The 25,847-nt window shown below is 58.1% G+C and carries 24 protein-coding genes and 2 pseudogenes; 8 read left to right on the top strand and 18 right to left on the bottom strand.

Annotated elements, in window-relative coordinates:
- Positions 1 to 51: 51 nt before the first annotated feature.
- The 7 genes from AACY18_RS13845 to tssA are packed head-to-tail and all read right to left on the bottom strand — an operon-like array spanning position 52 to position 5,816.
- Positions 52 to 429 carry a hypothetical protein gene (locus tag AACY18_RS13845; RefSeq protein WP_336347657.1) on the bottom strand — a complete coding sequence of 126 codons (378 nt, stop codon included), beginning with the start codon at positions 427 to 429 and terminating at the stop codon, positions 52 to 54.
- A complete protein-coding gene (locus tag AACY18_RS13840) occupies positions 426 to 1,277 on the bottom strand; it encodes a hypothetical protein (protein WP_339465176.1) in 852 nt (283 codons plus the stop codon). The genes AACY18_RS13845 and AACY18_RS13840 overlap by 4 nt, the downstream gene beginning before the upstream one ends.
- 4 nt (positions 1,278 to 1,281) lie before the next feature.
- A complete protein-coding gene (locus tag AACY18_RS13835; protein WP_095137725.1) occupies positions 1,282 to 1,788 on the bottom strand; it encodes a PAAR domain-containing protein in 507 nt (168 codons plus the stop codon).
- Positions 1,789 to 1,799: 11 nt separating this feature from the next.
- Positions 1,800 to 2,207: a type VI secretion system baseplate subunit TssE gene (gene tssE, locus AACY18_RS13830; RefSeq protein WP_339431523.1), complete on the bottom strand. Its 408-nt coding sequence runs from the start codon at positions 2,205 to 2,207 to the stop codon at positions 1,800 to 1,802.
- 9 nt (positions 2,208 to 2,216) lie between these two features.
- Positions 2,217 to 3,692 carry a type VI secretion system contractile sheath large subunit gene (gene tssC / locus AACY18_RS13825; RefSeq protein WP_025112673.1) on the bottom strand — a complete coding sequence of 492 codons (1,476 nt, stop codon included), beginning with the start codon at positions 3,690 to 3,692 and terminating at the stop codon, positions 2,217 to 2,219.
- Between the two features lie 25 nt (positions 3,693 to 3,717).
- Positions 3,718 to 4,221 (bottom strand): type VI secretion system contractile sheath small subunit, encoded by a 504-nt coding sequence (tssB, locus tag AACY18_RS13820; RefSeq protein ID WP_003229587.1) that lies wholly within the window; start codon positions 4,219 to 4,221, stop codon positions 3,718 to 3,720.
- 32 nt (positions 4,222 to 4,253) lie between these two features.
- Complete coding sequence (tssA, locus tag AACY18_RS13815; protein WP_339431522.1) at positions 4,254 to 5,816, bottom strand: type VI secretion system protein TssA; 1,563 nt, start codon at positions 5,814 to 5,816, stop codon at positions 4,254 to 4,256.
- Positions 5,817 to 6,529: 713 nt separating this feature from the next.
- Between tssA and tssI the strand changes: the two are divergent.
- The 3 genes and pseudogenes from tssI to AACY18_RS13800 all read left to right on the top strand — a co-directional run.
- Positions 6,530 to 7,272: pseudogene (gene tssI, locus AACY18_RS13810) on the top strand (type VI secretion system tip protein TssI/VgrG); the annotation flags it as partial.
- Positions 7,263 to 7,628, top strand: a pseudogene (locus AACY18_RS13805) (DUF2931 family protein); the annotation flags it as partial. The pseudogenes tssI and AACY18_RS13805, both read left to right, overlap by 10 nt.
- Positions 7,629 to 7,641: 13 nt before the next feature.
- Complete coding sequence (locus AACY18_RS13800) at positions 7,642 to 8,721, top strand: hypothetical protein (protein ID WP_339465174.1); 1,080 nt, start codon at positions 7,642 to 7,644, stop codon at positions 8,719 to 8,721.
- A gap of 94 nt (positions 8,722 to 8,815) precedes the next feature.
- Here AACY18_RS13800 and AACY18_RS13795 read toward each other — a convergent pair whose 3' ends face one another.
- From AACY18_RS13795 to AACY18_RS13785, 3 genes are all read right to left on the bottom strand, one after another.
- A complete protein-coding gene (locus AACY18_RS13795; protein WP_003213368.1) occupies positions 8,816 to 9,091 on the bottom strand; it encodes an HU family DNA-binding protein in 276 nt (91 codons plus the stop codon).
- 189 nt (positions 9,092 to 9,280) lie between these two features.
- Complete coding sequence (locus AACY18_RS13790) at positions 9,281 to 10,429, bottom strand: NAD(P)/FAD-dependent oxidoreductase (protein WP_339431520.1); 1,149 nt, start codon at positions 10,427 to 10,429, stop codon at positions 9,281 to 9,283.
- A 21-nt stretch (positions 10,430 to 10,450) separates the two neighbouring features.
- A complete protein-coding gene (locus AACY18_RS13785) occupies positions 10,451 to 10,618 on the bottom strand; it encodes a rubredoxin (RefSeq protein WP_339431519.1) in 168 nt (55 codons plus the stop codon).
- A gap of 201 nt (positions 10,619 to 10,819) precedes the next feature.
- On the opposite strand from AACY18_RS13785, the gene AACY18_RS13780 reads away from it, so the two are divergent.
- Together AACY18_RS13780 and ubiA are read left to right on the top strand one after the other, a co-directional pair.
- Positions 10,820 to 11,380 carry a chorismate--pyruvate lyase family protein gene (locus AACY18_RS13780; RefSeq protein WP_339431518.1) on the top strand — a complete coding sequence of 187 codons (561 nt, stop codon included), beginning with the start codon at positions 10,820 to 10,822 and terminating at the stop codon, positions 11,378 to 11,380.
- Positions 11,380 to 12,270, top strand: a complete 891-nt coding sequence (ubiA, locus tag AACY18_RS13775; RefSeq protein ID WP_339431517.1) for a 4-hydroxybenzoate octaprenyltransferase — start codon at positions 11,380 to 11,382, stop codon at positions 12,268 to 12,270. The genes AACY18_RS13780 and ubiA overlap by 1 nt, the downstream gene beginning before the upstream one ends.
- A gap of 49 nt (positions 12,271 to 12,319) precedes the next feature.
- Here the strand turns inward: ubiA and AACY18_RS13770 are convergent, their stop codons facing one another.
- Complete coding sequence (locus AACY18_RS13770) at positions 12,320 to 12,706, bottom strand: COG4315 family predicted lipoprotein (protein ID WP_339431516.1); 387 nt, start codon at positions 12,704 to 12,706, stop codon at positions 12,320 to 12,322.
- A 151-nt stretch (positions 12,707 to 12,857) separates the two neighbouring features.
- Between AACY18_RS13770 and phoB the strand changes: the two genes are divergently transcribed.
- The 3 genes from phoB (at position 12,858) to AACY18_RS13755 (ending at position 16,360) form a co-directional block, all read left to right on the top strand.
- Positions 12,858 to 13,547, top strand: coding sequence for a phosphate regulon transcriptional regulator PhoB (gene phoB, locus AACY18_RS13765; protein ID WP_007896474.1), 690 nt, complete (start codon positions 12,858 to 12,860; stop codon positions 13,545 to 13,547).
- 74 nt (positions 13,548 to 13,621) lie between these two features.
- Positions 13,622 to 14,908: a phosphate regulon sensor histidine kinase PhoR gene (gene phoR / locus AACY18_RS13760; protein WP_260455826.1), complete on the top strand. Its 1,287-nt coding sequence runs from the start codon at positions 13,622 to 13,624 to the stop codon at positions 14,906 to 14,908.
- A 111-nt stretch (positions 14,909 to 15,019) separates the two neighbouring features.
- A complete protein-coding gene (locus AACY18_RS13755; RefSeq protein ID WP_339431515.1) occupies positions 15,020 to 16,360 on the top strand; it encodes a hemolysin family protein in 1,341 nt (446 codons plus the stop codon).
- A 36-nt stretch (positions 16,361 to 16,396) separates the two neighbouring features.
- Here AACY18_RS13755 and AACY18_RS13750 read toward each other — a convergent pair whose 3' ends face one another.
- The 7 genes from AACY18_RS13750 to AACY18_RS13720 all read right to left on the bottom strand — a co-directional run bounded on the left by AACY18_RS13750 (position 16,397) and on the right by AACY18_RS13720 (position 25,643).
- The gene (locus AACY18_RS13750) at positions 16,397 to 17,293 is read right to left on the bottom strand and encodes a M23 family metallopeptidase (protein ID WP_339431514.1); all 897 of its coding nucleotides are present in this window, start codon (positions 17,291 to 17,293) and stop codon (positions 16,397 to 16,399) included.
- A gap of 203 nt (positions 17,294 to 17,496) precedes the next feature.
- Positions 17,497 to 18,453 carry a response regulator gene (locus tag AACY18_RS13745; RefSeq protein ID WP_339465173.1) on the bottom strand — a complete coding sequence of 319 codons (957 nt, stop codon included), beginning with the start codon at positions 18,451 to 18,453 and terminating at the stop codon, positions 17,497 to 17,499.
- 164 nt (positions 18,454 to 18,617) lie between these two features.
- The gene (gene phoU / locus AACY18_RS13740) at positions 18,618 to 19,379 is read right to left on the bottom strand and encodes a phosphate signaling complex protein PhoU (RefSeq protein ID WP_221731907.1); all 762 of its coding nucleotides are present in this window, start codon (positions 19,377 to 19,379) and stop codon (positions 18,618 to 18,620) included.
- Positions 19,380 to 19,499: 120 nt separating this feature from the next.
- A complete protein-coding gene (pstB, locus tag AACY18_RS13735; protein ID WP_221731906.1) occupies positions 19,500 to 20,333 on the bottom strand; it encodes a phosphate ABC transporter ATP-binding protein PstB in 834 nt (277 codons plus the stop codon).
- Positions 20,334 to 20,494: 161 nt separating this feature from the next.
- Entirely contained in the window at positions 20,495 to 22,165 is a 1,671-nt protein-coding gene (gene pstA, locus AACY18_RS13730; protein ID WP_339431512.1) for a phosphate ABC transporter permease PstA, read from the bottom strand.
- Between the two features lie 16 nt (positions 22,166 to 22,181).
- Positions 22,182 to 24,467 (bottom strand): ABC transporter permease subunit, encoded by a 2,286-nt coding sequence (locus AACY18_RS13725; protein ID WP_339465172.1) that lies wholly within the window; start codon positions 24,465 to 24,467, stop codon positions 22,182 to 22,184.
- A 174-nt stretch (positions 24,468 to 24,641) separates the two neighbouring features.
- The gene (locus AACY18_RS13720; RefSeq protein WP_221731903.1) at positions 24,642 to 25,643 is read right to left on the bottom strand and encodes a phosphate ABC transporter substrate-binding protein PstS; all 1,002 of its coding nucleotides are present in this window, start codon (positions 25,641 to 25,643) and stop codon (positions 24,642 to 24,644) included.
- Positions 25,644 to 25,847: the final 204 nt, after the last annotated feature.

Here is a 25,847-nt window from a genome sequence, read left to right as displayed (position 1 = left end):
TGACCCAAGCAATATTAGGGACCGCCCCCTTTTTCCAGAAAGCAAAAAACTTCATGTCATGACCCGAGCCAACAAAAACTTTTCAAACTTGCCAGCCAGCCATATCGCCAAAATAGTTAGCCCACCCGTTAAAACGCTGTAAGCGGCCGCGCGAACAGGATAAAGCGGCAACAGATAAACCAATATCAATGCAACCATTAGAAAAACAATGCTAACTTTCACCATTCGCTTTGGAATTACAGCAACAACTAAATTTACAAAAATAAACAGATAAAACACCATATACATGGCAATCCCGATGGAAGCACCACGCGAGGTAAGCCCACCAAATAAAACCTTGTACAGCGAAACACCATAGTAATTAACCACGACATAAATGACGCAGGCAAAAAAATGTACCAATAAACCCGCCGCTAGCCTCACCATCATCTTTTCCACTCTCCATACTTATCTACAGAGCCTTGCGTGATGGAGCTTCTTAACTTCTGATCGTATGTGCCAAGATAAACAGTACTGGTCACCACTTTCTCGCGATAGCCCATTCGCCCAGCAAATACTCTTACCGTTTCAGTGCGTAGTTCAAAATTTTCCGAAGCCCATAAAGCCCCACGTAGCACCATATAATTATCGTACTCATTGGTCTTGTCCTCCTTTGGGAATATAGGAATACCATCACCATATTTCATACCGGTTTCAACGGTTTTCTTAATGGCAGCTTCCAAAGACTTGGTTTCTTCCAGATATAAACGATATGTATCGGTCGCGAACGGTATTTGCCCAACCCCGTCAGCCCAATAGGGCTCACCATCAATCATGACCATTAAAAATTCGGCACCACCCTCAGAACTATTTTTCCAATCACCGGGCATTGTCGGGGCAAAGCTAATTGACATCCGGTCAATAATTGCAAATTTAATAATTTGCGACCAACTAAACTGCTTATAGGCATTGTAGGCATCTGTACCGGCAGTTTTAGACTCGGGGTTCACCCAAATTTTCTTCCGATAATTATCAGCCAACGGCTCAAACCACTGAATTGCTTCCGCATACAGTTTCTCAGCTTTCATGATCCTGAACTGAACATCTGGTGCATTCGGTTTTAGAGCAAAAAGAGGCACCCCATTTCCTCTGGTTATTAACCAGACGTGAGGCAATGGAAGCTGTTTCGGTTTTTTATCTTCACTCGGCGTAGTTTCGGCTTTGATTTTCAGTTCCGTTTTTCCATCGGAAGTCTCGAAAATGTGTGCAACGCCGTCGATGACAATAGAGGTTTCCACGCGATTACTCCGACGACACGTAGATGGTAACCATCTCGGCTTGTTTTCCAGTGGAGAAACACCCTGTGCCTCCAGCCGCCGATGAACATCCTGCTTTCTCTAAGCCACTGTCAGAAACCATTCTGTAATTGAGGTTTGCTACTGGTTGTCCGTCCGCTGTATGGAATGAAAAAACACGGTTGAAGACTCCAGGAATGACTAACGGCTCCGGCGGCACAAACGGCGCCGGCGAATGCGAATTGCCGATAATCACCGTGCCAGAACCGGCGGTGACCTTATTGCCATGAGAACCAACCGAACCTACCGTGGCCGCCGGTTTGCCATTGATCAGAACCGTGGTCGCCAGATCGCCAACCATCGCACCACCACACGCCGAGGCATCGCCTTGGCGGGCGGCCGCGAGGCCGTCGAAGAACACGTCACCGGAACCGGCGGCGATCGGGTTGGTGCCGTGGCCGGGGAGCGGGCAAGCGGTGGGGTCGGATACGCGTGCTGCGGGTTTGCCAGACATCGGGGATCTCCTTAGGTGACCTTGACTTGACCGCTGCCATCCAGGCGCGCGGAAAAACTGACCTGACGCTTGAAACCTTCAACTTCCAGCAGGCCTTCGATGCTGAAGGCCAGGCGCAGTTGATCGTGGTCACGCGGCAGGGAAATGACACGCACGTTGCTCAGGCGTGGCTCGTAGGCTTCGATGAAGCTTTCGATGGCCAGACGGGCCTGACTCAGGGAGTCGTGCAGGCTCAGACGCATGTCATTGAGATCGGGCAACCCGTAGTCGGACAGCGTTTGCACGCTGCCGGCCCGGGTGCTGAGCATTTTGGCCAGATGGGCAGCCACTGACGCCATGGCACAAGCCTCAAGGCTGTTGCCCTTGCGTAGTTGCGCATCGCCGTTGAGGCGTTCGAAAAGGCTGCCGTATCCGTCCATGAGTCGCTCTTACTCTTTGTCCAGCTTGCCAACCAGCGACAGGGTGAAATCGGCACCCATGTACTTGAAGTGCGGACGCACGTTCAAGCTCACGCGGTACCAGCCCGGCTCGCCTTCAACGTCGCTGACGATCACTTGCGCAGCGCGCAGCGGACGACGGCCACGCACTTCGGCGCTCGGGTTTTCCTGGTCGGCCACGTACTGACGGATCCACTTGTTGAGTTCCAGCTCGAGGTCGGTACGTTCTTTCCACGAACCGAGTTGCTCGCGCTGCAGCACTTTCAGGTAGTGAGCCAGGCGGTTGACGATCATCATGTATGGCAGTTGGGTGCCGAGCTTGTAGTTCAGCTCTGCAGCCTTGCCTTCTGCGCTGATGCCGAAGAACTTCGGCTTCTGCACCGAGCTTGCGGAGAAGAACGCCGCGTTGTCGGAGCCCTTGCGCATGGTCAGGGAGATGAAGCCTTCCTCGGCCAGTTCGTATTCACGACGGTCGGAAACCAGAACTTCCGTAGGAATCTTGGTTTCGATTTCGCCCATGCTTTCGAAATGGTGCAGAGGCAGGTCTTCAACAGCACCACCGCTCTGTGGGCCGATGATGTTCGGGCACCAGCGGAATTTGGCGAAGCTGTCGGTCAGCTTGGTGCCAAACGCGTAGGCCGTGTTGCCCCACAGGTAGTGCTCGTGGCTGTTGGCAACGGTTTCCTTGTACACGAACGATTTGACCGGGTTTTCTTCCGGGTCGTACGGGTTACGCAGCAGGAAACGCGGCACGGTCAGGCCAACGTAGCGGGAGTCTTCCGAAGTACGGAAGCTCTGCCATTTGGCGAATTGCGGGCCTTCGAAGTGGTCTTTCAGATCTTTCAGATCCGGCAGGCCGGTGAAGCTTTCCAGGCCGAAGAATTTCGGGCCGGCCGCAGCGATGAACGGCGCGTGGGACATGCACGAAACGCTGGCCACGTACTGCATCAGCTTCACGTCTGGCGAGCTTGGCGACATGTAGTAGTTGGCGATGATCGCGCCAACCGGCTGACCACCGAACTGGCCGTATTCTGCGGTGTAGATGTGCTTGTACAGGCCCGACTGCATGACTTCCGGCGAATCTTCGAAATCGTCCAGCAGGTCTTCTTTGGAGACGTTGAGGATTTCGATCTTGATGTTTTCGCGGAAGTTGGTGCGGTCGACCAGCAGTTGCAGACCACGCCACGACGATTCCAGAGCCTGGAAGTCCGGGTGGTGCAGGATTTCGTCCATCTGACGGCTGAGCTTGGCATCGATCTCGGCGATCATGCGGTCAACCATGGCCTTCTTGACTGGCTCACCGTTGTTCTGCGGCTTGAGCAGTTCTTCGATGAACGCCGACACGCCGCGTTTGGCGATGTCGTAGGCTTCGTCGTCCGGCGTCAGACGGGTTTCGGCGATGATGCTGTCGAGAATGCTGTATTCGCCGTTCTCGGCGCTCTTCTCTTGTGCTGCGCTAGTGCTCATTGTGTTGGCTTCCTTGGCTTGAGTCTCAGGCGTCCGGGGCTGCGGCGTTCAAGCCCAGCTCACCGAGTACGCGACCGCGGGATTCGTCGTCGGCGAGCACGCCTTCGATGGCTTTACGGAACGCAGGTGCGTTACCCAGCGGGCCCTTGAGGGCCACCAGCGCATCGCGCAGTTCCATCAGTTTTTTCAGCTCAGGCACTTGCTCGACCAGGCTGGCCGGGTTGAAGTCCTTCATCGAATTGACGCGCAGTTGCACAGCCAGCTCGTCGGCTTCGCCATCTTCCTGAAGACGGTTCGGCACGCTCAGCGTCAGACCCAGTTCTTGCTTGGCCAACACTTCGTCGAAGGTCATCTTGTCGATGCTGATCGGCTTGCGATCTTCGATTTTGCGATCGTCCTTGCGGTGGGTGTAGTCACCGATTGCCAGCAGTTTCAGCGGCAGTTCAATCTCTTCCTGAGCACCGCCGGTGGCGGGTTTGAAGGTGACGTTGATGCGTTCCTTGGGGGCTACCGAGCCTTCTTTGGCCATGGCTTTTCTCCTTGCGGTTGTGGCCCTGGGGCCTATTCGAGTACCACTTCGAGATCGAGGTGGCACAGCCTGCGATAAATCTCTTCCTTGCGTTCACGCACTGCATGGTTCTGCGGTAACAACTCGCAGCAACTGTGCAGCAGGTGCAGCACTTCCAATGCAAGATCGGGCTCCCAGGCGTGCAGGCCTGAGTCCTGTAATGTCTGATCGAGGGTTTCGAGCTGGTTCTTGGCCAGTTCGTATTTCTTGGCCATGAAGCACAGGCGGGCGAGCGCGAACTGCCAGAAGAAGCGCTCGCGTCCGCCGTGGGCCGATTGCAGTCCTTGCTTGAGGATCTGCACGGCAGGCTTCAAGCCTTCCTTGCGCAGCAGTGGCAGCACCTCTTCGAGGGCTTTTTCCCAGGCTGGCTGGGTTTCGACGTTCTCGCTCTCGACCTTGCGCGGTGCACTGGCGCTTTGCAGATGCGGCATGACATTGGCGGCGATCCACGCCCGGGTGGACGGATCGGCAAACGGCGCACCGTCATGGAAACGCAACTCGACAATGCCAGGCAGACGCTGAACCAAAAGCGCGAAGTGGATTTCCACTTCGCGCATTGCCAACTCGGCGTTGAGGTTCTGGAGACATTCCCAGACCATTCGCTGGCCATCGAACCAGAACGGTGCCTTCGCCAGGCTCGCCTCCAGTTCCACCAGCAAGTCGGCGTATTTGCCCTGATCGAAACGGTCCTGGTAGAGCTTGAGTTTTTCCAGTGGCAGACCACGCAACACGGTGATCTGTTCGGCGTTGCGCTCCGGTACCGCGTCGATGGTCATCCACAGCAGCGTGCGATTCAGGCGCAAGGCGCGCAGGTCAGTGGCCTTCTGTTTGAGCCACCAGGCGCACAGTGGCCGCGCGCTGTCCTGCTGGGCGCGCAAGGCTTTGTGAGCGTCTCTTTCGTTGTCAATCGGTGCGCCGGGCGTGAGCAACTGGCTCGCGGCCTGTTTGACCTGTGCCACCGCAGCGCCCACCACACCAGGGGCTGGCTGGTTGTCCGCGGCACGCTGGATCATGGTTTTCAGGCGGCGGGAGAGCGGCAGCAGCAGCGGCGCATCATCACCCAGATGTTCGGTGCAGGCAGCGTCGAGGCCAGCCAGATGCTCGGAGAGCTGCCGGAACATCGGCAATTGCTCTTTGATCGCGATGTTTTCGGTGATGACCTGCTCAAGACGCGGCACCAGCCAGCCAATGGCGGCGGCACGGGTGCGGGGTTTGAGCGGGTGAACGTCGGCCCAGTTGTTTTCCGACAGATGGTGCAGAAGACCGAGGCCGGCCAGCAGCCCGGGGAAGGATTCGCGCTGATACAGCGACCAGGTGAGCCAGGCGCCGACACGCAAATCCTTGGATTGGGTACGCAGAAGGTTTTCGCTGTTTTCGCGAATTTTCAGCCAGTCGATCTGCCCGCTTTCGTGCATCGACGAGGCTTTGGCCAGCTCGCTTTCCAGTGCCTCGAATTCGCTCGAAAAACGAACGTCTTCGCCCGCGAAATTCTCTTTGGAAACAGAGACTTTAGCGAGTTCGAGGTAATGGGCGGAAAGTTTGCTTGAGTAGGACATCCATGGCCTTTAATTGGGATTACAGTCGTGCGCCTATTGGAGTTTCAGGAGCGCTGGACAGTATCGAAGAGCAGTGACATGACTCATCCTATTGAGTGTGTGCTCTTTCAAGTGGGCGCATCGTACTCACGATGATGGCCACTAGCAAGCATCTGATTAAACAACAAGACGAAGTGTTCATTGGTGCTTGTAAGAGATCGCCCTATATGGGACAGGGGATTCCCTGATACCGCTTTAAATTCTCCGCGTTTGCCCAGCACCCTCCAAACCATTGATCCAGAGCATCCAGTGAAGTCAGGCCGTTTCATTTCGAACGAGCGTCCCAATAAGCGGCGTAAAGCATGACAAAATTTTTAAAAAATAAAAGTAGGATTCTTCCGAAATCCAATCGACCTCTATAAACAATTTACCGCCGACAACATCCATCAATAAAAGTGCCATTAATTTGATGGCATTTCACTTTCTGAAAGTTTCACAGGGGCGGCAATACTGTACATCAGTGCCAACTCAATAATTATCGAAGCTCCCTCCTAAGTCTTCTCCTTCAATTTACCCCGCACTTTCACACCCGGAATGCTCTGACAAATGTCAGAGATACTTCTTACATCAATTTATTTCCCGCGTTGCTAGCGTGCCTTGGCAAATTCTCTTCGCGTGGCGATGAAGGATGATCGGACACCGCGCCAAGACTCCCATTGCTTAAGGACAAGCGTATGTTCAGTACGGGCAACTGCGCGCCTTTTACCCTGCAAATCCCAGCCGTTCGTCACGATTTCAAGGTGCTTGCCTTTAACAGCACCGAGGCCATCAGCCAGCTTTACTCCGTCCGAATCGAACTGGTCAGCGAGTATCCGGACTTCGATCTGGAGAGCCTGCTCAGCCAACCCGCGTTTCTACAATTCGGCCTCAACGGCGAAGGTATTCACGGGCGCATCGAAGATGTAATGGTCGCAGAGTCCGGTAAACGCCTGACCCGCTATGAGCTGACGCTGGTGCCAGCGTTGCACTATCTGCAGTTCAGCCAGGATCAGCGAATTTTTCAGCAGCGTACGGTGCCGCAGATCATCGCGCAGGTGCTCGAAAGGCACGGCTTTCAAAGCGATGCATTCACCTTTCACATCAACCCGAATCCGCCGCGTGAGTACTGTACGCAGTACGGCGAAAGCGACTTCATGTTCCTCCAGCGTTTGTGCGCCGAAGATGGAATTGCCTGGCATCACCAGCATTCGGTCGACGGGCATTTACTGGTGCTCACTGACAGCCCAGTGTTCGCCCCCAGTCTGGGTACAGCGCACTTTCAGGCCGACAGCGGCATGGTCGCAATCAGCTGACCATGGGCTTCAACACGCGCACCAGCACGGTGACCCGTCGTGACTACGATCTTCAACGCCCAAGTCTGCTACTGGAGAGCCGCTTCACCGCCGAATTCAGTCCCGATCTCAAGGACTACCGATACTGATCTATATACGATGGCAATCCCTGGCTGAACCCCAAACCTATGAGGCTTACATCACCATTTGCGAATCGGCTCGGGAAATCATGCGTAAGCCGGAAAAAGCTTTCTGCAGGGCTGATGGCAAATGGATCACGGACTACCGCGATGACATGGGTATTGGCTTGGCTCCCGGCGGTATTGCAAAGGTCTGGCTAAGGGGCGCTTGCCTCAAGTCTGTCGAGATTACTCGGTTCAAAGGGAGTGTAATGAAGGAAGGCCCGTATCAAGGAAAAAACGAGGGGCGGTACGCACTGTCTCTATCACCTGAATCTAAAGCCTACATCGAAAAATTCGGCATTCCCTTCGGGAGCTGGTAAGGAGCATTACCTCATGGAATTGAAACCGCTGTTGTTCGCAGCGCTGATGTGGCTTCCCGTTACCCAGGCGTTTGCAGACACCTCGCCACTGGACGGCCATTACTACCTGACGGGCGCAATGGAAATGGGCGCCGAGTTGCTGTTGCGTAAGGACGGCACCTTTTCTGCTGGTATCGCCTACGGATCGGCTGGCGGTGTCGCCAAGGGAAACTGGTATGTCGAGGAAAACACTCTCATGCTGGAGCAAGAGCCTGCTGCCCAACCAGCAAAGAAGCTTTCCTACAATCTCTCACACGAGAGAACGCTGATCGAACTAAAGGAATATGCCGACAAAGAAAAAAATGAGTTGGCTAAAGAGAGCTACGTTTTAGAGCTACGGTACGATCACCAACCTGCGCCGCCGCCCCTGAAACCCGTGATGGTCAGTCTCGAGTTCGATTCAGGTCCACCGGGTCAATTGCTCTTGAACTCGAATCAACAAACAGACCTCTGGTTTCCTTACGATCACCAGAGAACTCTGAAAAAAATTGGCTTTGGCACAGATCATAATCGTGGAACTTATCAATGGTTCGATGTCGCGGGGGATAGCCGAGCCTTCAATATTGGCTGGAAGAAACGAAAAAACCAGCCCTTAACATTCGAACAACCAATCGGATTTGATCTGGCGACCACCCGCCAATATCTGGCTCCAGATGAGCGAGAACGAGTTGACCATAACTATTGGTTGACGTTTTATCACTTCGATCCGGTCTCACCACCCGCGATCCATCCAGTGGACGTTCATTGGCAATTCGAAGACGGTTCGACATTGAAGGAGGTTTGGACAGACTCGCAGCGAAACACGCTGACACTGCCGTTCTCCCCAAATAAAGCATTGGCGAAAATCGGTTTGCATACACAAAATTCTCCTGATGAAATCGAGTGGTTCACCGTCATGCCGGAAACTCGATGGGCGACGCTGGACTGGCAAGCCTATCCTGACCCTGCCAACGGCGATCTTTCTGTGTTGTTCAAAGATCTGCAATTAGCCATCGAACCCAACTGCTTGGCCGTCAATTTTGGCAACGGCAAGGCCTGCTTCCGGCGTCAATAAGCCGATTTACAGCCACAAAAAATGGGCACCCGACCGCAATCGGTGTGCCCATTTTTTATTGCGGTTCTCCCCGTGTTCAGGGACTTCGCCGCAATTATGGATTAACGCTGTCTTTCAACGATTTGCCTGGCTTGAAGGCAACGGTGTTGCTGGCCTTGATTTTCACCGGCTCGCCGGTTTGCGGGTTTTTACCGGTGCGGGCGCCGCGGTGGCGTTGCAGGAAGGTGCCGAAGCCCACCAGCGTGACGCTGTCCTTGCGGTGCAGAGCGCCAGTGATTTCTTCGAGAACGGCGTTGAGCACGCGGTTGGCCTGTTCTTTGGTCAGATCTGCTTTTTCAGCGATTGCAGCGGCGAGTTCTGGTTTACGCATTAGTGAAGCCCCTTTGACGGTTTTTTGTTGTTATGTCCGTGCTGTTCTCGTTGGAACAGCGCCCAAGGCGCCGCAGGCTCTACTCTGCGGCAGACGGAGTGAGGATGGCACGCGGATACCGGCGGCGCCAGCCTCCACGCGACCTTTGTAGGGGCAAAAGCGGGGTGATTCCGACAGAACGACCGGTATTTACGCCAGCAAGGGCGGAAGTTGTTTGTTCAGTGCGAGTTTTTCCATCACCGCCGCGCCGGTCAGGGCATAACCGAGCAACTGGCCGTCAGCGCTGTGACACAGGGCCTTGATGTCGGCGCCCTGCCCTTCGACCGCCCACACGCCTTCGCTGCCCCGTGGCGGGGGCGAAACCACCAGTGGGCACACCGGGGTTTTCACGGTGATCGGCATGGGACCATAGCTCACTGCCGTCGGGTTTCCCGCCAGGGTTTGTGCCAGCGCTCGCGCACAACTCATCAGGGGCATGACGTACAGCAGATTCAGCCCGTCGACCTCGGCGCAGTCGCCCAAGGCGTAGATATTGGCGTGAGACGTTTGCAAATGGCGGTTGACCACGACGCCGCGATTGACCTGTACACCGGCAGCCGCGGCCAGATCAATGCGTGGACGCAGACCGATGGCCGAGACCACCACATCGCACGCAATGACCTGACCGTCGGACAGGTGCGCCTCCAGACCGTCAGCCACTTTTTGCAGACGGGTCAGCACCGGCCCCAGGTGGAAGCGTGCACCGAGGCTTTCCAGCCCCGCCTGCACGGCTGCCGCAGCGGCCCGGTGCAGCAGCGTCGGCATGACCTGTTCGCACGGGGCGACCAGTTGCACTTCGTAGCCGCCGAGGATCAGGTCATTGGCGAACTCGCAGCCGATCAGGCCGGCCCCGAGTAGCAATACCCGACGCTTACCGGCCGCTGCGGCACGGAAGCGTGCGTAGTCTTCGAGATCGTTGATCGGGAAGACCCGATCCGCACCATCGCCTTCAATCGGCACGCGCACGGTCTCTGCACCCCAGGCGAGGATCAGGTCGCGGTAGGCCACGGCCTCTTCGCCGATCCACAAGCGCTTGTGGCCGGCGTCGATACCGCTGATGCGCGTATGGGTGCGCACTTCGGCCTTCAACTGCTCGGCCATGGCGCCCGGCTCGGCCATACTCAGGCCGTCGGCGTCCTTGTTCTTGCCAAAACCGGTGGAGAGCATCGGTTTGGAGTAGGAACGACCGTCATCGGCGGTAATCAGCAGCAACGGGGTTTCGCTGTCGAGCTTGCGAAACTCACGGGCCAGGTTGTAGCCCGCAAGCCCGGTGCCAACGATGACGACTGGTGCGCTCATGCCTTACTCCTTGGGTTGTGCTTAGTTGATTTCGATCATTTCGAAGTCCATCTTGCCGACGCCGCAGTCAGGGCACAGCCAGTCTTCCGGTACGTCCTGCCAAAGGGTGCCCGGCGCGATGCCGTCATCCGGCCAGCCGTCGGCTTCGTTATAGACCAGGCCGCAAACCACACATTGCCACTTTTTCATTCAGGTACTTCCTCAGGATTCAGGCGTTTTGCCGGCGCGGACGGTCGATGGGTGCTGCGCTGCCATCCGGCTCAGGGCGTTTTGTACTGAGGGTGCCGGGCAGATGCAAGCCTGTTCGGCGCAACGGCGACCCGGTTCCATCAATCTCGCGGCCTGCCATGGTAAGCTCGCCGCCTCATTTGCGGCCAATAATGACTCATTGTGCAACATTCAAATTCCTCTCCGGCCCCGCTCTGGCTGACTCAGAGCCAACTGACGCCCCTCCCCGATTCGTTGACCCTGAACTGGTTGTTCGACGAAGGTTCGCTGACTCGCCGCCTGACCCGTCTGTCGAACGACGGCTTCAGCGTAACGCCGCTGTTTGAAGGCTGGGACACTTTGCGAACCGACGAATGCACCGCGCTGGATCTGGCCGAAGGCAGTGAAGGCTGGGTGCGTGAGGTGTATCTGCGCGGCCATGGCGAAGCCTGGGTGTTTGCCCGCAGCGTGGCTTCGCGCCGCGCGTTGCAGGGCGATGGTTTGCACATGGACGAACTGGGCAGCCGCTCGCTGGGCGAGTTGCTGTTTTGCGATCATGCCTTCCAGCGCCGCGCCATCGAAGTCTGTGAGTACCCGGAACATTGGCTGCCACAAGCGTCCCGCTCGCCCGACCTGTGGGGCCGTCGCTCGCGTTTCGACCGTGGCGCACTGAGCGTGCTGGTAGCGGAAATTTTCCTGCCGAGCCTGTGGAACGCTGCCCGCGCCCATCCGGAGACCTGCTGATGTATCAGAGCCTGCTCAAGTCCCTGAACCGTTTGAATCCGCGCGCCTGGGATTTCATTCAGTTGACCCGCATGGATAAGCCGATCGGCATTTACTTGCTGCTGTGGCCAACGCTGTGGGCGCTGTGGATTGCCGGCAAGGGCTCGCCATCGCTGGCCAACGTGGTGATTTTTGTCCTCGGCGTGGTGCTGACCCGCGCCGGTGGCTGCGTGATCAACGACTGGGCCGACCGCAAGGTCGACGGCCATGTCAAACGCACGGCGCAACGACCGTTGGCCAGCGGCAAGATCAGCTCGAAAGAGGCGCTGGTGTTCTTCGCGCTGCTGATGGGCGTGAGTTTCCTGCTCGTACTGTGCACCAATGCGCCGACGATCTGGCTGTCGCTGGGTGGTTTGGCGCTGGCGTTCACGTATCCGTTCATGAAGCGCTACACCTATTACCCGCAGGTGGTGCTGGGTGCGGCGTTTTCCTGGGGCATGCCGATGGCGTTCACCGCCGAAACCGGCGAAGTGCCCGCTGCGGCGTGGTTGCTGTGGATCGCCAACCTGCTGTGGACGGTGGGTTACGACACCTATTACGCGATGACCGATCGGGATGACGACCTGAAGATCGGGGTGAAATCCACGGCGATCCTGTTTGGCGAGGCGGACCGGGTGATCATCCTGACGTTGCAGGCGCTGTCGCTGGGCTGCCTGTTGCTGGCCGGGTCGAGATTCGAGCTGGGGGGCTGGTTCCATCTCGGTCTGCTGGCGGCTGCCGGCTGTTATGCGTGGCAATTCTGGTACACCCGCAGCAAGGACCGGTTGCGCTGCTTCCAGGCGTTTTTACACAACCACTGGGCCGGTCTGGCGATTTTTGTCGGGATCGTGCTGGATTACGCGTTGCGTTGAGACAATACGGCCCCGCAGACCGGGGCCGATGTTCAAGCACTCAAGCCCGTTATTTCTGTGACATGTGGACGACATGCCACATGTTATTCATCATGTCGCCTTTCATTTCTCCAGGTTTTTCGTCCTTCATGAACGTGTACAGCGGTTTGCCGTCGTAGGCGTATTGCATCATGCCGTCATCGCGCTTGATGACACTCCATTTGCCCTCAGCCTTGGCGTCCGCTGGCGCCATCATCGGTGGCCAGTTCTTGGCGCAATCGGCGTTGCACATCGACTTGCCGTCGGCGTCCTTGTCGAACGTGTAAACGGTCATGCCTTTGTGATCGACCATCATGCCGTCCTTCATCATGGCCGGCTCGGCCGCCATCGCTAATCCAGGCAGAGTCAGAGCAGCAGCCATCAGCAGGGCTTTAAAGGAAAAATTCATTTGAGTCATGGAAACCTTCTTTTGTGGTTGTCAGGATTCGGACTTAGAGCGTAGTTCAGGATCCGCACAACCGCTGGCGGACTAAAATACTGTCACACGACTGCAATAATTCCGTTATCTAATGCGGCGCAAGACAGTTAAATGACAAGAGGATTAAGGCATGGTTGGCAGGAGCATTCTGATCGTTGACGACGAAGCGCCCATTCGCGAAATGATCGCCGTTGCGTTGGAAATGGCCGGCTATGACTGCCTCGAGGCGGAGAACTCGCAGCAGGCGCACGCCATCATCGTCGACCGCAAGCCGGACCTGATCCTGCTCGACTGGATGCTGCCCGGCACCTCCGGCATCGAACTGGCCCGCCGCCTCAAGCGTGACGAACTGACCGGGGACATCCCGATCATCATGCTCACCGCCAAGGGCGAAGAAGACAACAAGATCCAGGGTCTGGAAGTCGGCGCTGACGACTACATCACCAAACCGTTTTCCCCACGCGAGCTGGTGGCGCGCCTCAAGGCTGTGCTGCGTCGCGCCGGTCCGACGGACGGCGAAGCACCGATCGAAGTCGGTGGGCTGCTGCTCGACCCGATCAGCCACCGCGTGACCATCGATGGCAAGCCGGCCGAGATGGGCCCGACCGAATATCGCCTGCTGCAATTCTTCATGACCCACCAGGAACGCGCCTACACCCGTGGCCAATTGTTGGATCAGGTCTGGGGCGGCAACGTCTATGTTGAAGAGCGCACCGTCGACGTGCACATACGTCGTCTGCGCAAGGCCCTCGGCGACGCCTACGAAAATCTGGTACAAACCGTGCGCGGCACTGGCTACCGGTTTTCCACCAAGGCCTGACCCGACCGCCAGACTCGCTGACAAGGACCGTACTTCCCGTGAATCAAAACTGGCATGGCACCCTGATTCGCCACATGCTGCTGCTGGTCACCGCTTGTCTGGTGATCGGCCTGATCACCGGCTATTACGGCTGGAGCCTTGCCGCGGGCCTGGGTATTTATCTGGCCTGGACGCTCAAGCAATTGCTGCGTCTGCACGAATGGCTACGCCTGCACCAACCCGATGAAGCACCGCCCGACGGCTACGGCCTGTGGGGCGAGGTGTTCGACAGCATCTATCACCTGCAACGCCGCGACCAACGGGTGCGCGGGCGCCTGCAAGCGGTGATCGACCGGGTGCAGGAATCCACCGCCGCGCTGAAAGACGCGGTGATCATGCTCGACAGCGATGGCAACCTGGAATGGTGGAACCGCGCCGCCGAAACCCTGCTCGGCCTCAAGACCCCGCAAGACAGCGGCCAACCGGTGACCAACCTGGTCCGCCATCCGCGCTTCAAGGAATACTTCGAGCAGGAAAGCTATGCCGAGCCGCTGGAAATCCCATCGCCGACCAATGATCGCGTGCGCATTCAGCTGTACCTGACCCGCTACGGCAACAACGAACACTTGATGCTGGTGCGCGACGTCACGCGCATCCATCAGTTGGAGCAGATGCGCAAAGATTTCGTCGCCAACGTTTCCCACGAGTTGCGCACGCCGCTGACGGTGATCTGCGGCTATCTGGAAACCCTGCTCGACAACGTCGAGGAAGTGAACCCGCGCTGGAGCCGTGCCCTGCAGCAGATGCAGCAACAGGGCGGGCGCATGCAGACGTTGCTCAACGACCTGCTGTTGCTGGCCAAACTGGAAGCCACCGACTATCCGTCCGACAACCATCCGGTGCCCGTCGACACGCTGCTGCAATCGATCAAGAGCGACGCGCAGCAACTGTCCGGATCAAAAAACCAGCACATCACGCTGGAAGCCGACACCAGCCTCATGCTCAAGGGCAGCGAGGCAGAACTGCGCAGCGCGTTCTCCAATCTGGTGTTCAACGCGGTGAAATACACGCCGGCCGAGGGCAACATTCGCATTCGCTGGTGGAGTGATGAGCAAGGCGCACACCTGAGCGTGCAGGACTCGGGCATGGGGATCGACAGCAAACACCTGCCGCGCCTGACCGAACGCTTCTACCGCGTCGACTCCAGCCGCAATTCCAACACGGGCGGCACCGGACTGGGGCTGGCGATCGTCAAACATGTGTTGCTGCGCCACCGCGCGCGCATGGAAATCAGCAGCGTGCCCGGTCATGGCAGCACGTTCACCTGCCATTTCGCCCCGGCTCAAGTGGCTCAAGTACGGGCAATTAGCGCCGCTGAGTAATGCCGGACTAGGCAATCGCCAGGTCAGCCGCTACATTGGCTGACTTGCGCCTGCCTTTCAGGCGCGACTTATTCTCTCTTACGAATTACACGGAACCCGCAAAACTCCATCATGGACCCTTCCCCTGGCTTGTCCCTCGCTACAATATTTGCCGATTTCGGCATGATTCTTTTTGCTTTGATCCTGGTGTTGCTCAACGGCTTTTTCGTTGCAGCGGAATTCGCCATGGTCAAACTGCGCTCGACCCGGGTCGAGGCCATCGCTGACAAGAACGGCTGGCGCGGGCACATCCTGCGCACCGTACACAGTCAGCTCGATGCGTATCTCTCGGCGTGCCAGCTAGGTATCACCCTCGCCTCCCTCGGCCTGGGCTGGGTGGGTGAGCCGGCGTTTGCGCACATTCTCGAGCCCTTGCTGGAAAGCGTTGGCGTGCAGTCGCCGGAAGTGATCAAGGGCGTGTCGTTCTTCGCTGCGTTCTTCGTTATTTCGTACCTGCACATCGTCGTTGGCGAACTGGCACCCAAGTCGTGGGCAATCCGCAAACCCGAACTGCTGTCACTGTGGACTGCGGTGCCGCTGTACCTGTTCTACTGGGCGATGTACCCGGCGATCTACCTGCTCAATGCCAGCGCCAACGCAATTCTGCGGATCGCCGGACAAGGCGAACCCGGCCCGCACCACGAACACCACTACAGCCGCGAAGAACTGAAACTGATCCTGCACTCCAGCCGTGGGCAGGATCCGAGCGACCAAGGCATGCGCGTATTGGCGTCTGCGGTGGAAATGGGCGAACTGGAAGTGGTCGACTGGGCCAACTCGCGGGAAGACCTGGTCACGCTGGAATTCAACGCGCCGCTGAAGGAAATCCTGGCGATGTTCCGTCGCCATAAGTTCAGCCGTTATCCGGTGTACGACAGTGAGCGCCAGGAGTTCGTCGGCCTGCTGCACATCAAGGATCTGCTGCTGGAACTGGCGGCGCTGGATCACATTCCCGAGTCGTTCAACCTGGCTGAACTGACCCGTCCGCTGGAACGCGTGTCGCGGCACATGCCGCTGTCGCAACTGCTGGAGCAGTTCCGCAAGGGCGGCTCGCACTTCGCTGTGGTCGAGGAGGCTGACGGCAACATCATCGGTTACCTGACCATGGAAGACGTGCTGGAAGTGCTGGTCGGCGACATTCAGGACGAACACCGCAAGGCCGAGCGCGGGATTCTCGCGTATCAGCCGGGCAAGTTGCTGGTGCGCGGCGATACGCCGTTGTTCAAGGTCGAGCGCCTGCTGGGCATCGATCTGGACCACATCGAAGCCGAAACCCTCGCCGGCCTGGTCTACGAAACGCTCAAACGCGTGCCGGAAGAGGAAGAGGCGCTGGAAGTCGAAGGTCTGCGGATCATCATCAAGAAGATGAAAGGGCCGAAGATTGTGCTGGCCAAGGTGTTGATGCTGGATTGATGGACTGATCCCGAAGGTGTCAGATCAGACACCTCATCACTGCTTGCCCAACGCAAAGTTGGGCAATGCCCCCAGCGGCTGGTTGAACTGATACGGAATCGACACCAGCCCCGCCCCGCTATTGCGTTGCACCACAAAGTGCAGGTGCGGGCCGCTGCTGTTACCGGTGTTGCCCGACAGCGCCAACGGACTGCCCACCGTCACTCGTTGCCCTTCGCGTACCCTCACCGAGCCTTGCTTGAGATGCAGGTACACGCCCATCGTGCCGTCATCGTGCAGCACACGCACGAAATTGCCGGAAGGATCAGTGCCACGTCCACTCTGGGAGTTCTCGGTTTTCACCACCACGCCAGCCCGCGCGGCGATGATCGGTGTACCCACCGGCATGGCGATGTCCATCGCGTACTTGTTCTTCGGCCCATAGTGGCTGTATTGGCCATTGGCGCCCTGACTCAAGCGAAACGGCCCGCCACGCCACGGCAGCGGATAGCGATAGCCCTGCGCCGTCCCGGCAGGGTCGCCAAGGGCGTAATGGAACTGCGGCGTATACACCAGAGGCCTGGCGCCGGAAACCGCCGTCAGCAACGCCAAGCGCGTATTGCTGCGTGCCGGCAGTACCCGGCGGATCGTTTGAGCGGGCGCGCCACGCACATTGCTCATCCCGGTAAACGCCAGTGCAACCTCGACCGGCGCATACAGATCATTGCGCACGAATACCACGTCGACACCCTTGTGCTTCTTGATGTCGAGGTACACCTGCCGCTCAAGGCGTTCGACCATGCGATCCTGAAACACGAACACCTGCGAGCCTTTGCTCGGCCGGTCGCTGTAGGAGACCACGCCGTTGGCATCGGTGGATTTGTAAATAGTCATGGCCACAGCCGAGGTGGAGGCCATGAAGAGACCACAGAAAAACAGCAGGCGCGCGAGCATGGGCAAAGGTTCTGTCGAGTAAGGCCTGGAAATGAGCCTAGCAGGTCAAGCAGACCAGGCTAGTCGACAGATGTTTCAAATTGGGCAGTCTGGAAAATCGCTGTCGTGCGTGATGCCCCCTCCGCGAGCAAGCTCGCTCCACATTTGAAATACATTCCAATGTGCGGGCTTGCTCGCGAAGTCGGACGGTCAGGCGATGAAGATCAGGCGCCGGGTACGAAGTGCTTCTGCGCCGTGCCGCGGGCGATCAGGCGGGAGATGTAGTCGAGTTTCTGCGCGTCCTGGTCGACGAAGCGAAAGGTCAGTTGCAGCCAGTCGCTGTCGGCTTTCTGCTCAAAGGCAACGATGGCATGCAGGTAGCCATTGAGGCGGGCGATTTCGGCGTTGTCGCCCTGTTCCAGGTCGAGCACGGCGCTGTCGAGGATCTGCGGCAGGGTGTCGGTGCGCTTCACCACCAACAGCGCTTCCTTGATGCTCAGGGCCTTGATCACGCATTGCTGGTTGCCGCTCGGCAGGCGCAACTGGCCCTGACCCCGACCGCCAGCCGGCGCTGCCGAGGCGGCGGGCGCTTTGACCGGCGGGCTGTTGAGCAAACCACGGGATGGCGCGGCGGCTGGCGCGGGTGCAGCAGCGGCGGGTTTGGCAAACGGGTTGACCGCAGCGGCCGCCGGAGCACTGCCAACCACGGCAGGCTTGCCGCCGGTCAATGCGCTCAGGGAGTCGTTGCCGAACGCCGAGTTCATCTTGGTCGGTGCGCTGTTCATCAGGGTATCGAGCTTGCCGACCTTGTTCAGCGCCTGCTTGACCTTGGTCAGCAGTTGCTCGTTGGTGAACGGCTTGCTGACATAGCCGGAAACGCCAGCCTGAATCGCCTGCACCACGTTCTCTTTGTCGCCACGGCTGGTCACCATGACAAACGGCATGGTCTTGAGATTGTCCTGTTGACGGCACCAGGTCAGCAGTTCTAGACCGGACATTTCCGGCATTTCCCAGTCGCACAGAACCAGGTCGAAGGCTTCCTTGGCCAGCATGGCCTGAGCCTTTTTACCGTTGACGGCATCCTCGGTGCGGATCCCGGGGAAGTAATTACGCAGGCACTTTTTCACCAGGTCACGAATGAACGACGCATCGTCCACGACCAACACACTGATTTTGCTCATCCAACACCCCTATAAAAATCCCGGCAAGCATAACGCTGGCTGATGGCACATTGCCAAAACTCTTCAGTCACGCCGGGACTTTTCGTTCGCGGGTGCTGCTTTTTTATCCGAACCCCTAAATAAAAACGCCCGGCCAAAGGGCCGGGCGCTTTTCTCAGGCAATCTTACTTATCGTCAGCAACGCCCGGAACATTAGCGGTTTCGCCGCTTGTGCCCTGAACTTCTTCCTTCATGCGCTTGAGGCCCATGTGGCGAACGTCGGTGCCGCGCACCAGATAGATCACCAGTTCCGAGATGTTGCGCGCGTGGTCACCGATACGCTCCAGCGAACGCAGCACCCAGATGATGCTCAAGACCCGCGAGATAGAGCGTGGGTCTTCCATCATGTAGGTTGCCAGTTCGCGCAGTGCCGTTTTGTATTCGCGGTCGATGACTTTGTCGTACTGCGCCACCGACAACGCCAGATCGGCGTCGAAACGAGCAAACGCATCCAGGGCATCACGCACCATGTTGCGCACCTGGTCACCGATGTGGCGTACCTCGACGTAACCGCGCGGCGCCTCGCCCTCTTCGCACAGCTGGATGGCGCGGCGGGCAATCTTGGTGGCCTCGTCGCCGATGCGCTCCAGGTCGATCACCGACTTGGAGATGCTGATGATCAGACGCAGGTCGGAGGCCGCTGGCTGACGACGGGCCAGAATGCGCAGGCATTCTTCGTCGATGTTGCGCTCCATCTGGTTGATCTGATCGTCGATTTCACGCACCTGCTGGGCCAGGCCGGAGTCGGCTTCGATCAGCGCCGTGACGGCGTCGTTGACCTGTTTCTCGACCAGTCCGCCCATGGCCAGGAGGTGGCTGCGCACTTCCTCCAGTTCAGCGTTGAACTGCGCGGAAATGTGATGAGTGAGGCCTTCCTTAGAAATCATTGTGTTCGCTCCGCAAAAGCTTTTACCAAGAGCTGCAAGCTACAAGCTGCAAGCTGATTTGTGTCGTACTCGAACCGCTCTCGCTTGCCGCTTGAAGCTCGCGGCTCGCAGCTACCTCAATCAACCATAACGACCGGTAATGTAGTCTTCGGTCTGCTTCTTCGCCGGGTTGGTGAACAGCGTATCGGTGTCGCCGAATTCCACCAGTTTGCCCATGTACATGAAGGCCGTGTAGTCGGACACCCGCGCCGCCTGCTGCATGTTGTGGGTCACGATGACGATGGTGAATTTGGATTTCAATTCGTAGATCAGCTCTTCGACTTTGAGGGTCGAGATCGGATCCAGAGCCGAGCACGGTTCGTCGAGCAGCAGTACTTCGGGCTCAACCGCGATGGTGCGGGCAATCACCAGACGCTGCTGCTGACCACCGGACAGGCCCAGTGCCGATTCGTGCAGACGGTCTTTGACTTCGTCCCACAGCGCCGCGCCTTTCAACGCCCACTCAACGGCTTCGTCGAGGATGCGCTTCTTGTTGATCCCTTGAATGCGCAGGCCGTAAACCACGTTTTCATAGATGGTTTTCGGGAACGGGTTCGGCTTCTGGAACACCATGCCGACGCGACGACGCAGTTCGGCAACGTCTTCGCCCTTGCGATAGATGTTGTTGCCGTACAGGTTGATCGCGCCTTCTACGCGGCAACCGTCAACCAGGTCGTTCATGCGATTGAAGGTACGCAGCAACGTCGACTTGCCACAGCCGGACGGGCCGATGAAGGCCGTCACGCGCTGTTTCGGGATGTTCATGCTGACGTCGAACAATGCTTGTTTGTCGCCGTAGTACAGGCTCAGGCCCGGCACTTCGATGGCAACGGTTTCCTGCTCGAGGCTCAGGCTCTGCTTGTCGCGGCCCAGGGCAGACATGTTGATGCCGTGGGTATGTGTTTCGTGCTGCATGGGAGGCTCCCTGTGCTAACAAATTCGGTTCGGTTAGCCGCTGGGTGCGGCTGTACTCAATCTTGGGTGGCAGCGTGCTTGCTCGCGAAGAGGTCGGCACATTCAACATCAATGTCGCCTGACCCACCGCTTTCGCGAGCAAGCCCGCTCCCACAGGAATATCAACTGTCCAACGCTTTGTACTTTTCGCGCAGGTGGTTACGAATCCACACCGCCGACAGGTTCAAAGTGGCGATCACCAACACCAGCAACAGCGCCGTGGCGTACACCAGCGGGCGGGCCGCTTCGACGTTCGGGCTCTGGAAGCCGACGTCATAAATGTGGAAGCCCAAGTGCATGATCTTCTGATCCAGGTGCAGGTACGGGTAGTTGCCGTCCACCGGCAGCGACGGCGCCAGTTTCACCACACCCACCAGCATCAGCGGCGCCACTTCACCAGCGGCGCGAGCCACGGCGAGGATCATGCCGGTCATCATGGCCGGGCTGGCCATTGGCAGGACGATCTTCCACAAGGTTTCAGCCTTGGTCGCGCCAAGCGCCAGCGAGCCTTCGCGCACCGTGCGTGGAATCCGCGCCAGCCCTTCTTCGGTCGCCACGATCACCACCGGCACTGCCAGCAGCGCCAGAGTCAACGAAGCCCAGAGCAGGCCCGGCGTACCGAAGGTCGGTGCCGGCAGCGCTTCGGGGAAGAACAAGCGGTCAACCGAGCCACCCAGTACATAAACAAAGAAGCCCAGACCAAACACGCCGTAAACGATCGCCGGTACGCCGGCGAGGTTGTTCACCGCGATACGGATGATCCGCGTCAGGGCGTTCTGCTTGGCGTATTCACGCAGGTACACCGCCGCCAACACGCCGAACGGGGTCACGATCATCGCCATGATGAGGGTCATCATCACGGTGCCGAAAATCGCCGGGAAAATCCCGCCTTCGGTGTTCGCTTCACGCGGGTCTTCCGACAGGAATTCCCAGACCTTGGCGAAGTAGAAGCGGATTTTGGTGAACGTACCCATCGCGTTCGGCTGGTAGGCATGAACCACTTTGCCCAGACCGATTTCAATCTCTTTGCCGTTGGCATCGCGAGCGGTCAAGGCATCACGGTTGAACTGGGCATGCAGATCGGACAGGCGTGCTTCAACGTCCTGATAACGAGCGTTAAGTTCGGCGCGCTCGGATTCCATGTCCGCTTGTGCGGTGGCGTCGAGTTTGCCTTCCAGTTCCAGTTTGCGGCCGTGCAGACGGATGCGCTCCAACCCTGCGTTGATCGCGCCGATGTCAGTCTTTTCCAGCGACTTCAGTTGCTTGGCAAGCCCGCTCACGCGGTCGATCCGCGCCTGCAGCTCAGGCCATGCAGCCTCGCCCTCGGCGATCACCTTGCCGTCCTGTTTGACGTTGACCAGGTAGCCGTAGAAATTGCCCCACTCACGACGCTCGATCGCCATCAGCTCCGGCGGCGACGTCTGGTTAGTCAGCCACTCGCCGACGATCCAGGTGAAGTCGTTGCCGTTCAGATCACGGTTACCGACCTTGATCAGCTCACGGGTCATGAACTCCGGGCCCTGATCAGGCACCGGCAAACCAGCGCTCTTGAGGCGGGCTCGCGGCACTTCTTCTTTCTGCACCACTTCGCCGATGACCAGGTGATTGGCCTGGCCCGGCACGTCGTAGTTGGCACGGATCAAATCCGCCGGCCAGAAGTGACCCAGACCGCGCACGGCAATCACCGCCAGCAGGCCAATGGTCATGATGACCGCGATGGACACCGCGCCACCGCTGATCCAGACGCCAGGGGCGCCGCTCTTGAACCATCCATTCAGGGAGTTCTGTTTCACAGACTTCTACCTTTGCTTAAAGCGACGAGTATTTCTTGCGCAGACGCTGACGAATCAGTTCTGCCAGGGTGTTCATGATGAAGGTGAACAACAGCAGCACCAGCGCCGAGAGGAACAGCACGCGGTAGTGGCTGCCGCCGACTTCCGACTCCGGCATTTCCACTGCCACGTTGGCCGCCAGCGTACGCAGACCTTCGAACAGGTTCAGTTCCATGACCGGGGTGTTACCGGTGGCCATCAGCACGATCATGGTTTCCCCGACCGCACGGCCCATGCCGATCATCAATGCCGAGAAGATGCCCGGGCTTGCGGTGAGGATCACTACACGGGTCATGGTCTGCCACGGTGTGGCACCCAGCGCCAGCGAGCCAAGGGTCAAGCCGCGCGGCACGCTGAACACGGCGTCTTCAGCAATCGAGTAAATGTTCGGGATCACCGCGAACCCCATGGCCAGACCAACCACCAGTGCGTTGCGCTGGTCGTAGGTGATGCCCAGGTCGTGGGAGATCCACATGCGCATGTCACCGCCAAAGAACCAGTTCTCCATGAACGGGCTCATGTACAGCGACAGCCAGCCCACAAACAGGATCACCGGAATCAGCAGCGCACTTTCCCAGCCGTCCGGCACTTTCAGGCGGATGGCTTCAGGCAGACGGCTGAAGGTGAACCCGGCCACCAGAATGCCGATCGGTAGCAGCATCAGCAGGCTGAAGATGCCCGGTAAATGCCCTTCCACATAAGGTGCGAGAAACAGACCGGCGAAGAAACCGAGGATCACCGTCGGCATCGCTTCCATCAGCTCGATCACCGGCTTGACCTTGCGGCGCAAGCTCGGGGCCATGAAGTACGCGGTGTAGATCGCAGCAGCAACGGCCAGCGGTGCCGCCAGCAGCATGGCGTAGAACGCCGCCTTGAGCGTACCGAAGGTCAGTGGCGCCAGGCTCATCTTGGGTTCGAAATCAGTGTTGGCGGCGGTCGATTGCCAGACGTATTTAGGCTCGTCGTAGTTTTCGTACCAGACCTTGCTCCACAACGCGCTCCAGGACACCTCCGGGTGCGGGTTGTCGAGCAGCAGCGGTTGCAGCTTGCCGCCCGCTTCGACCATCACACGGTTGGCGCGAGGCGACAGACCGAACAGGCCCTGGCCGTCGACCACCTGATCGACCAGCAGAGTGCGGTGTGCGGTGCTGTGGAACACGCCGAGCTTGCCGCTGGCATCCAGGGCGAGAAAGCCCTTGCGACGCTCTTCAGCGGTGATTTCAACGATCGGTGCAGTGCCCATCTGGAAGGTGCGAATCTGCTTAAGGCGCAGTTCACCGTCGGTGTCGCGAGCCATGAACCACTGGGCCAGACCACCATTGGAATCACCGACGATCAGCGAAATACCGCCCACCAACTGGGCCGTCGCAGTCACTTGCGCATCGCCGTTTTCCAGCAGTTTGTAACGACCATTGAGACTCTTGTCGCGCAGGCTGAACACGTCGGCCTGGGCACGCCCGTTGACCACGTACAGCCACTGCTGGCGCGGGTCGACGAAAATGTTTTTCACCGGCTCAGTCATCTGCGGCAGATCGATACGCTTCTGCTCGTTGGTGACTTCGCCGGTCATCATGTTTTCTTCGCTGGTCAGCGACAGCACATTGAGTTGCGAACCGGTGGAGCCGACCAGCATCAAGGTCGAATCGGAGGCATTGAGGCTGACGTGCTCCAGCGCACCGCCGCTTTCGTTCAGCGCGATCGGCGTGTCGCCATAGGGATATTCGATGGCTGGGGTGATGGTTTTCTTGCCATCGGGGTAGCTGACTTTATAGGTGTGGCGGAACACCAGCACCTGGCCGTTGGACAGGCCCACGGCGACCAGCGGATGACCTGGCTGGTCTTTGGCGATGGACGTCACCGTTGCACCTGCCGGCACCGGCAGATCGACACGCTTCAACTCAGCGCCACTGTCGATATCGAAGAACAGCGCCTGACCTTTGTCGGAAACGCGCATGGCCACCTTATTCTGCTCTTCGAGCGAAATCATCAGTGGCTTGCCAGCGTCCTGCATCCAGGCTGGGGTGATTGCATCTTTCGCGGTCAGGTCGGCACCTTTGAACAGCGGGGCAACCACATAGGCGAGGAAGAAGAAAATCAGCGTGATGGCCGCCAGCACTGCCAGGCCGCCAATCAGGACGTACCAGCGAGTGAGGCGATCCTTGAGTGCGCGAATACGGCGCTTGCGTTGCAGCTCAGGCGTATTGAAATCAATGCGCTTGGGAGGGGAAGTCGTAGTCATTGTGGAGTTGGCCAGATCATTCATGCGCTCACCCTAGCGATCCTGTATGACAGAAAGATGACAATGCAGTGACGCACCAAATCCACCCCCAGCGGGTACTGGAGGCGGATCGAAAATTTGAGGTGTGTAAAAGGCCGGTCTGCGGGCAGATCCGGCCTTTCACTTGAGCCCGGTGGGGTTCACCCCGGGCTCAATTTGTTACTTCTTGGCGACAGCGCCGCCTTCTTGCAGACCCAGGTCAGCCAGTGCTTTTGCAGCAACCTTGGCCGGCAGCGGGATGTAACCGTCTTTCACAACCACTTCCTGGCCTTGTTTGGACAGCACCAGTTTCACGAACTCAGCTTCCAGCGGGGCCAAAGGCTTGTTCGGGGCTTTGTTGACGTAAACGTAGAGGAAACGCGACAGCGGATACTTGCCGTTCAGGGCGTTTTCTTCACTGTCTTCGATGAAGTCAGTGCTGCCTTTCTTGGCCAGGGCTACGGTTTTCACGCTAGCGGTTTTGTAGCCGATGCCCGAGTAACCGATGCCGTTCAGCGAGGAGCTGATCGACTGCACGACCGAAGCCGAGCCTGGTTGTTCGTTGACGTTTGGCTTGTAGTCGCCTTTGCACAGGGCTTCTTCTTTGAAGTAGCCGTAGGTGCCGGATACCGAGTTACGACCGAACAGTTGCACTGGCTTGTTGGCCAGGTCGCCGGTCACGCCCAGGTCGCCCCAGGTTTTGACGTCGGCTTTGGCGCCGCACAGACGGGTAGACGAGAAGATCGCGTCAACCTGTTCCATGGTCAGGTGCTGGATCGGGTTGTCCTTGTGAACGAAGACCGCCAGGGCATCCACAGCAACCGGGATAGCGGTTGGCTTGTAGCCGTACTTCTGCTCGAAGGCAGCCAGTTCGGTGTCCTTCATCTTGCGGCTCATAGGGCCCAGGTTCGAAGTCCCTTCAGTCAGCGCAGGTGGCGCTGTAGCGGAACCGGCAGCCTGAATCTGGATGTTGACGTTCGGGTATTCTTTTTTGTAGTTCTCAGCCCAGAGGGTCATGAGGTTAGCCAGGGTATCGGAGCCAACGCTGGACAGGTTGCCCGAGACACCGGTGACTTTGCTGTACGCCGGAATTGCCGGGTCAACGCCAGCGGCTACCGCGTGGGCAGTCGCTACGCCAGCAGCGACAAAAGTCATTGCCGCCATCAAACGCTTCAGTTTCATGCCTTACTCCTAGCAGATAGGGGGTGTTAAGTCGGGGCCAAGTATCAGCAGGCCGTGTGAACACTCTATGGCTGAAATATGACAATTGGATGAAAGGCCAGCATTGGTTTTTTAGTGAGTGATTCGCGGCGCCCCCTTGGCGAGCAAGCCCGCCCCCACACGTTGAAATGCATTCCAAATGTGGGAGCGGCGGTGCGACTTGCT

Source organism: Pseudomonas sp. EA_65y_Pfl2_P74 (genome assembly GCF_963970575.1).
Taxonomy (GTDB): domain Bacteria; phylum Pseudomonadota; class Gammaproteobacteria; order Pseudomonadales; family Pseudomonadaceae; genus Aquipseudomonas; species Aquipseudomonas baetica_A.
This window is presented reverse-complemented; position numbering and strand designations above follow the sequence as displayed.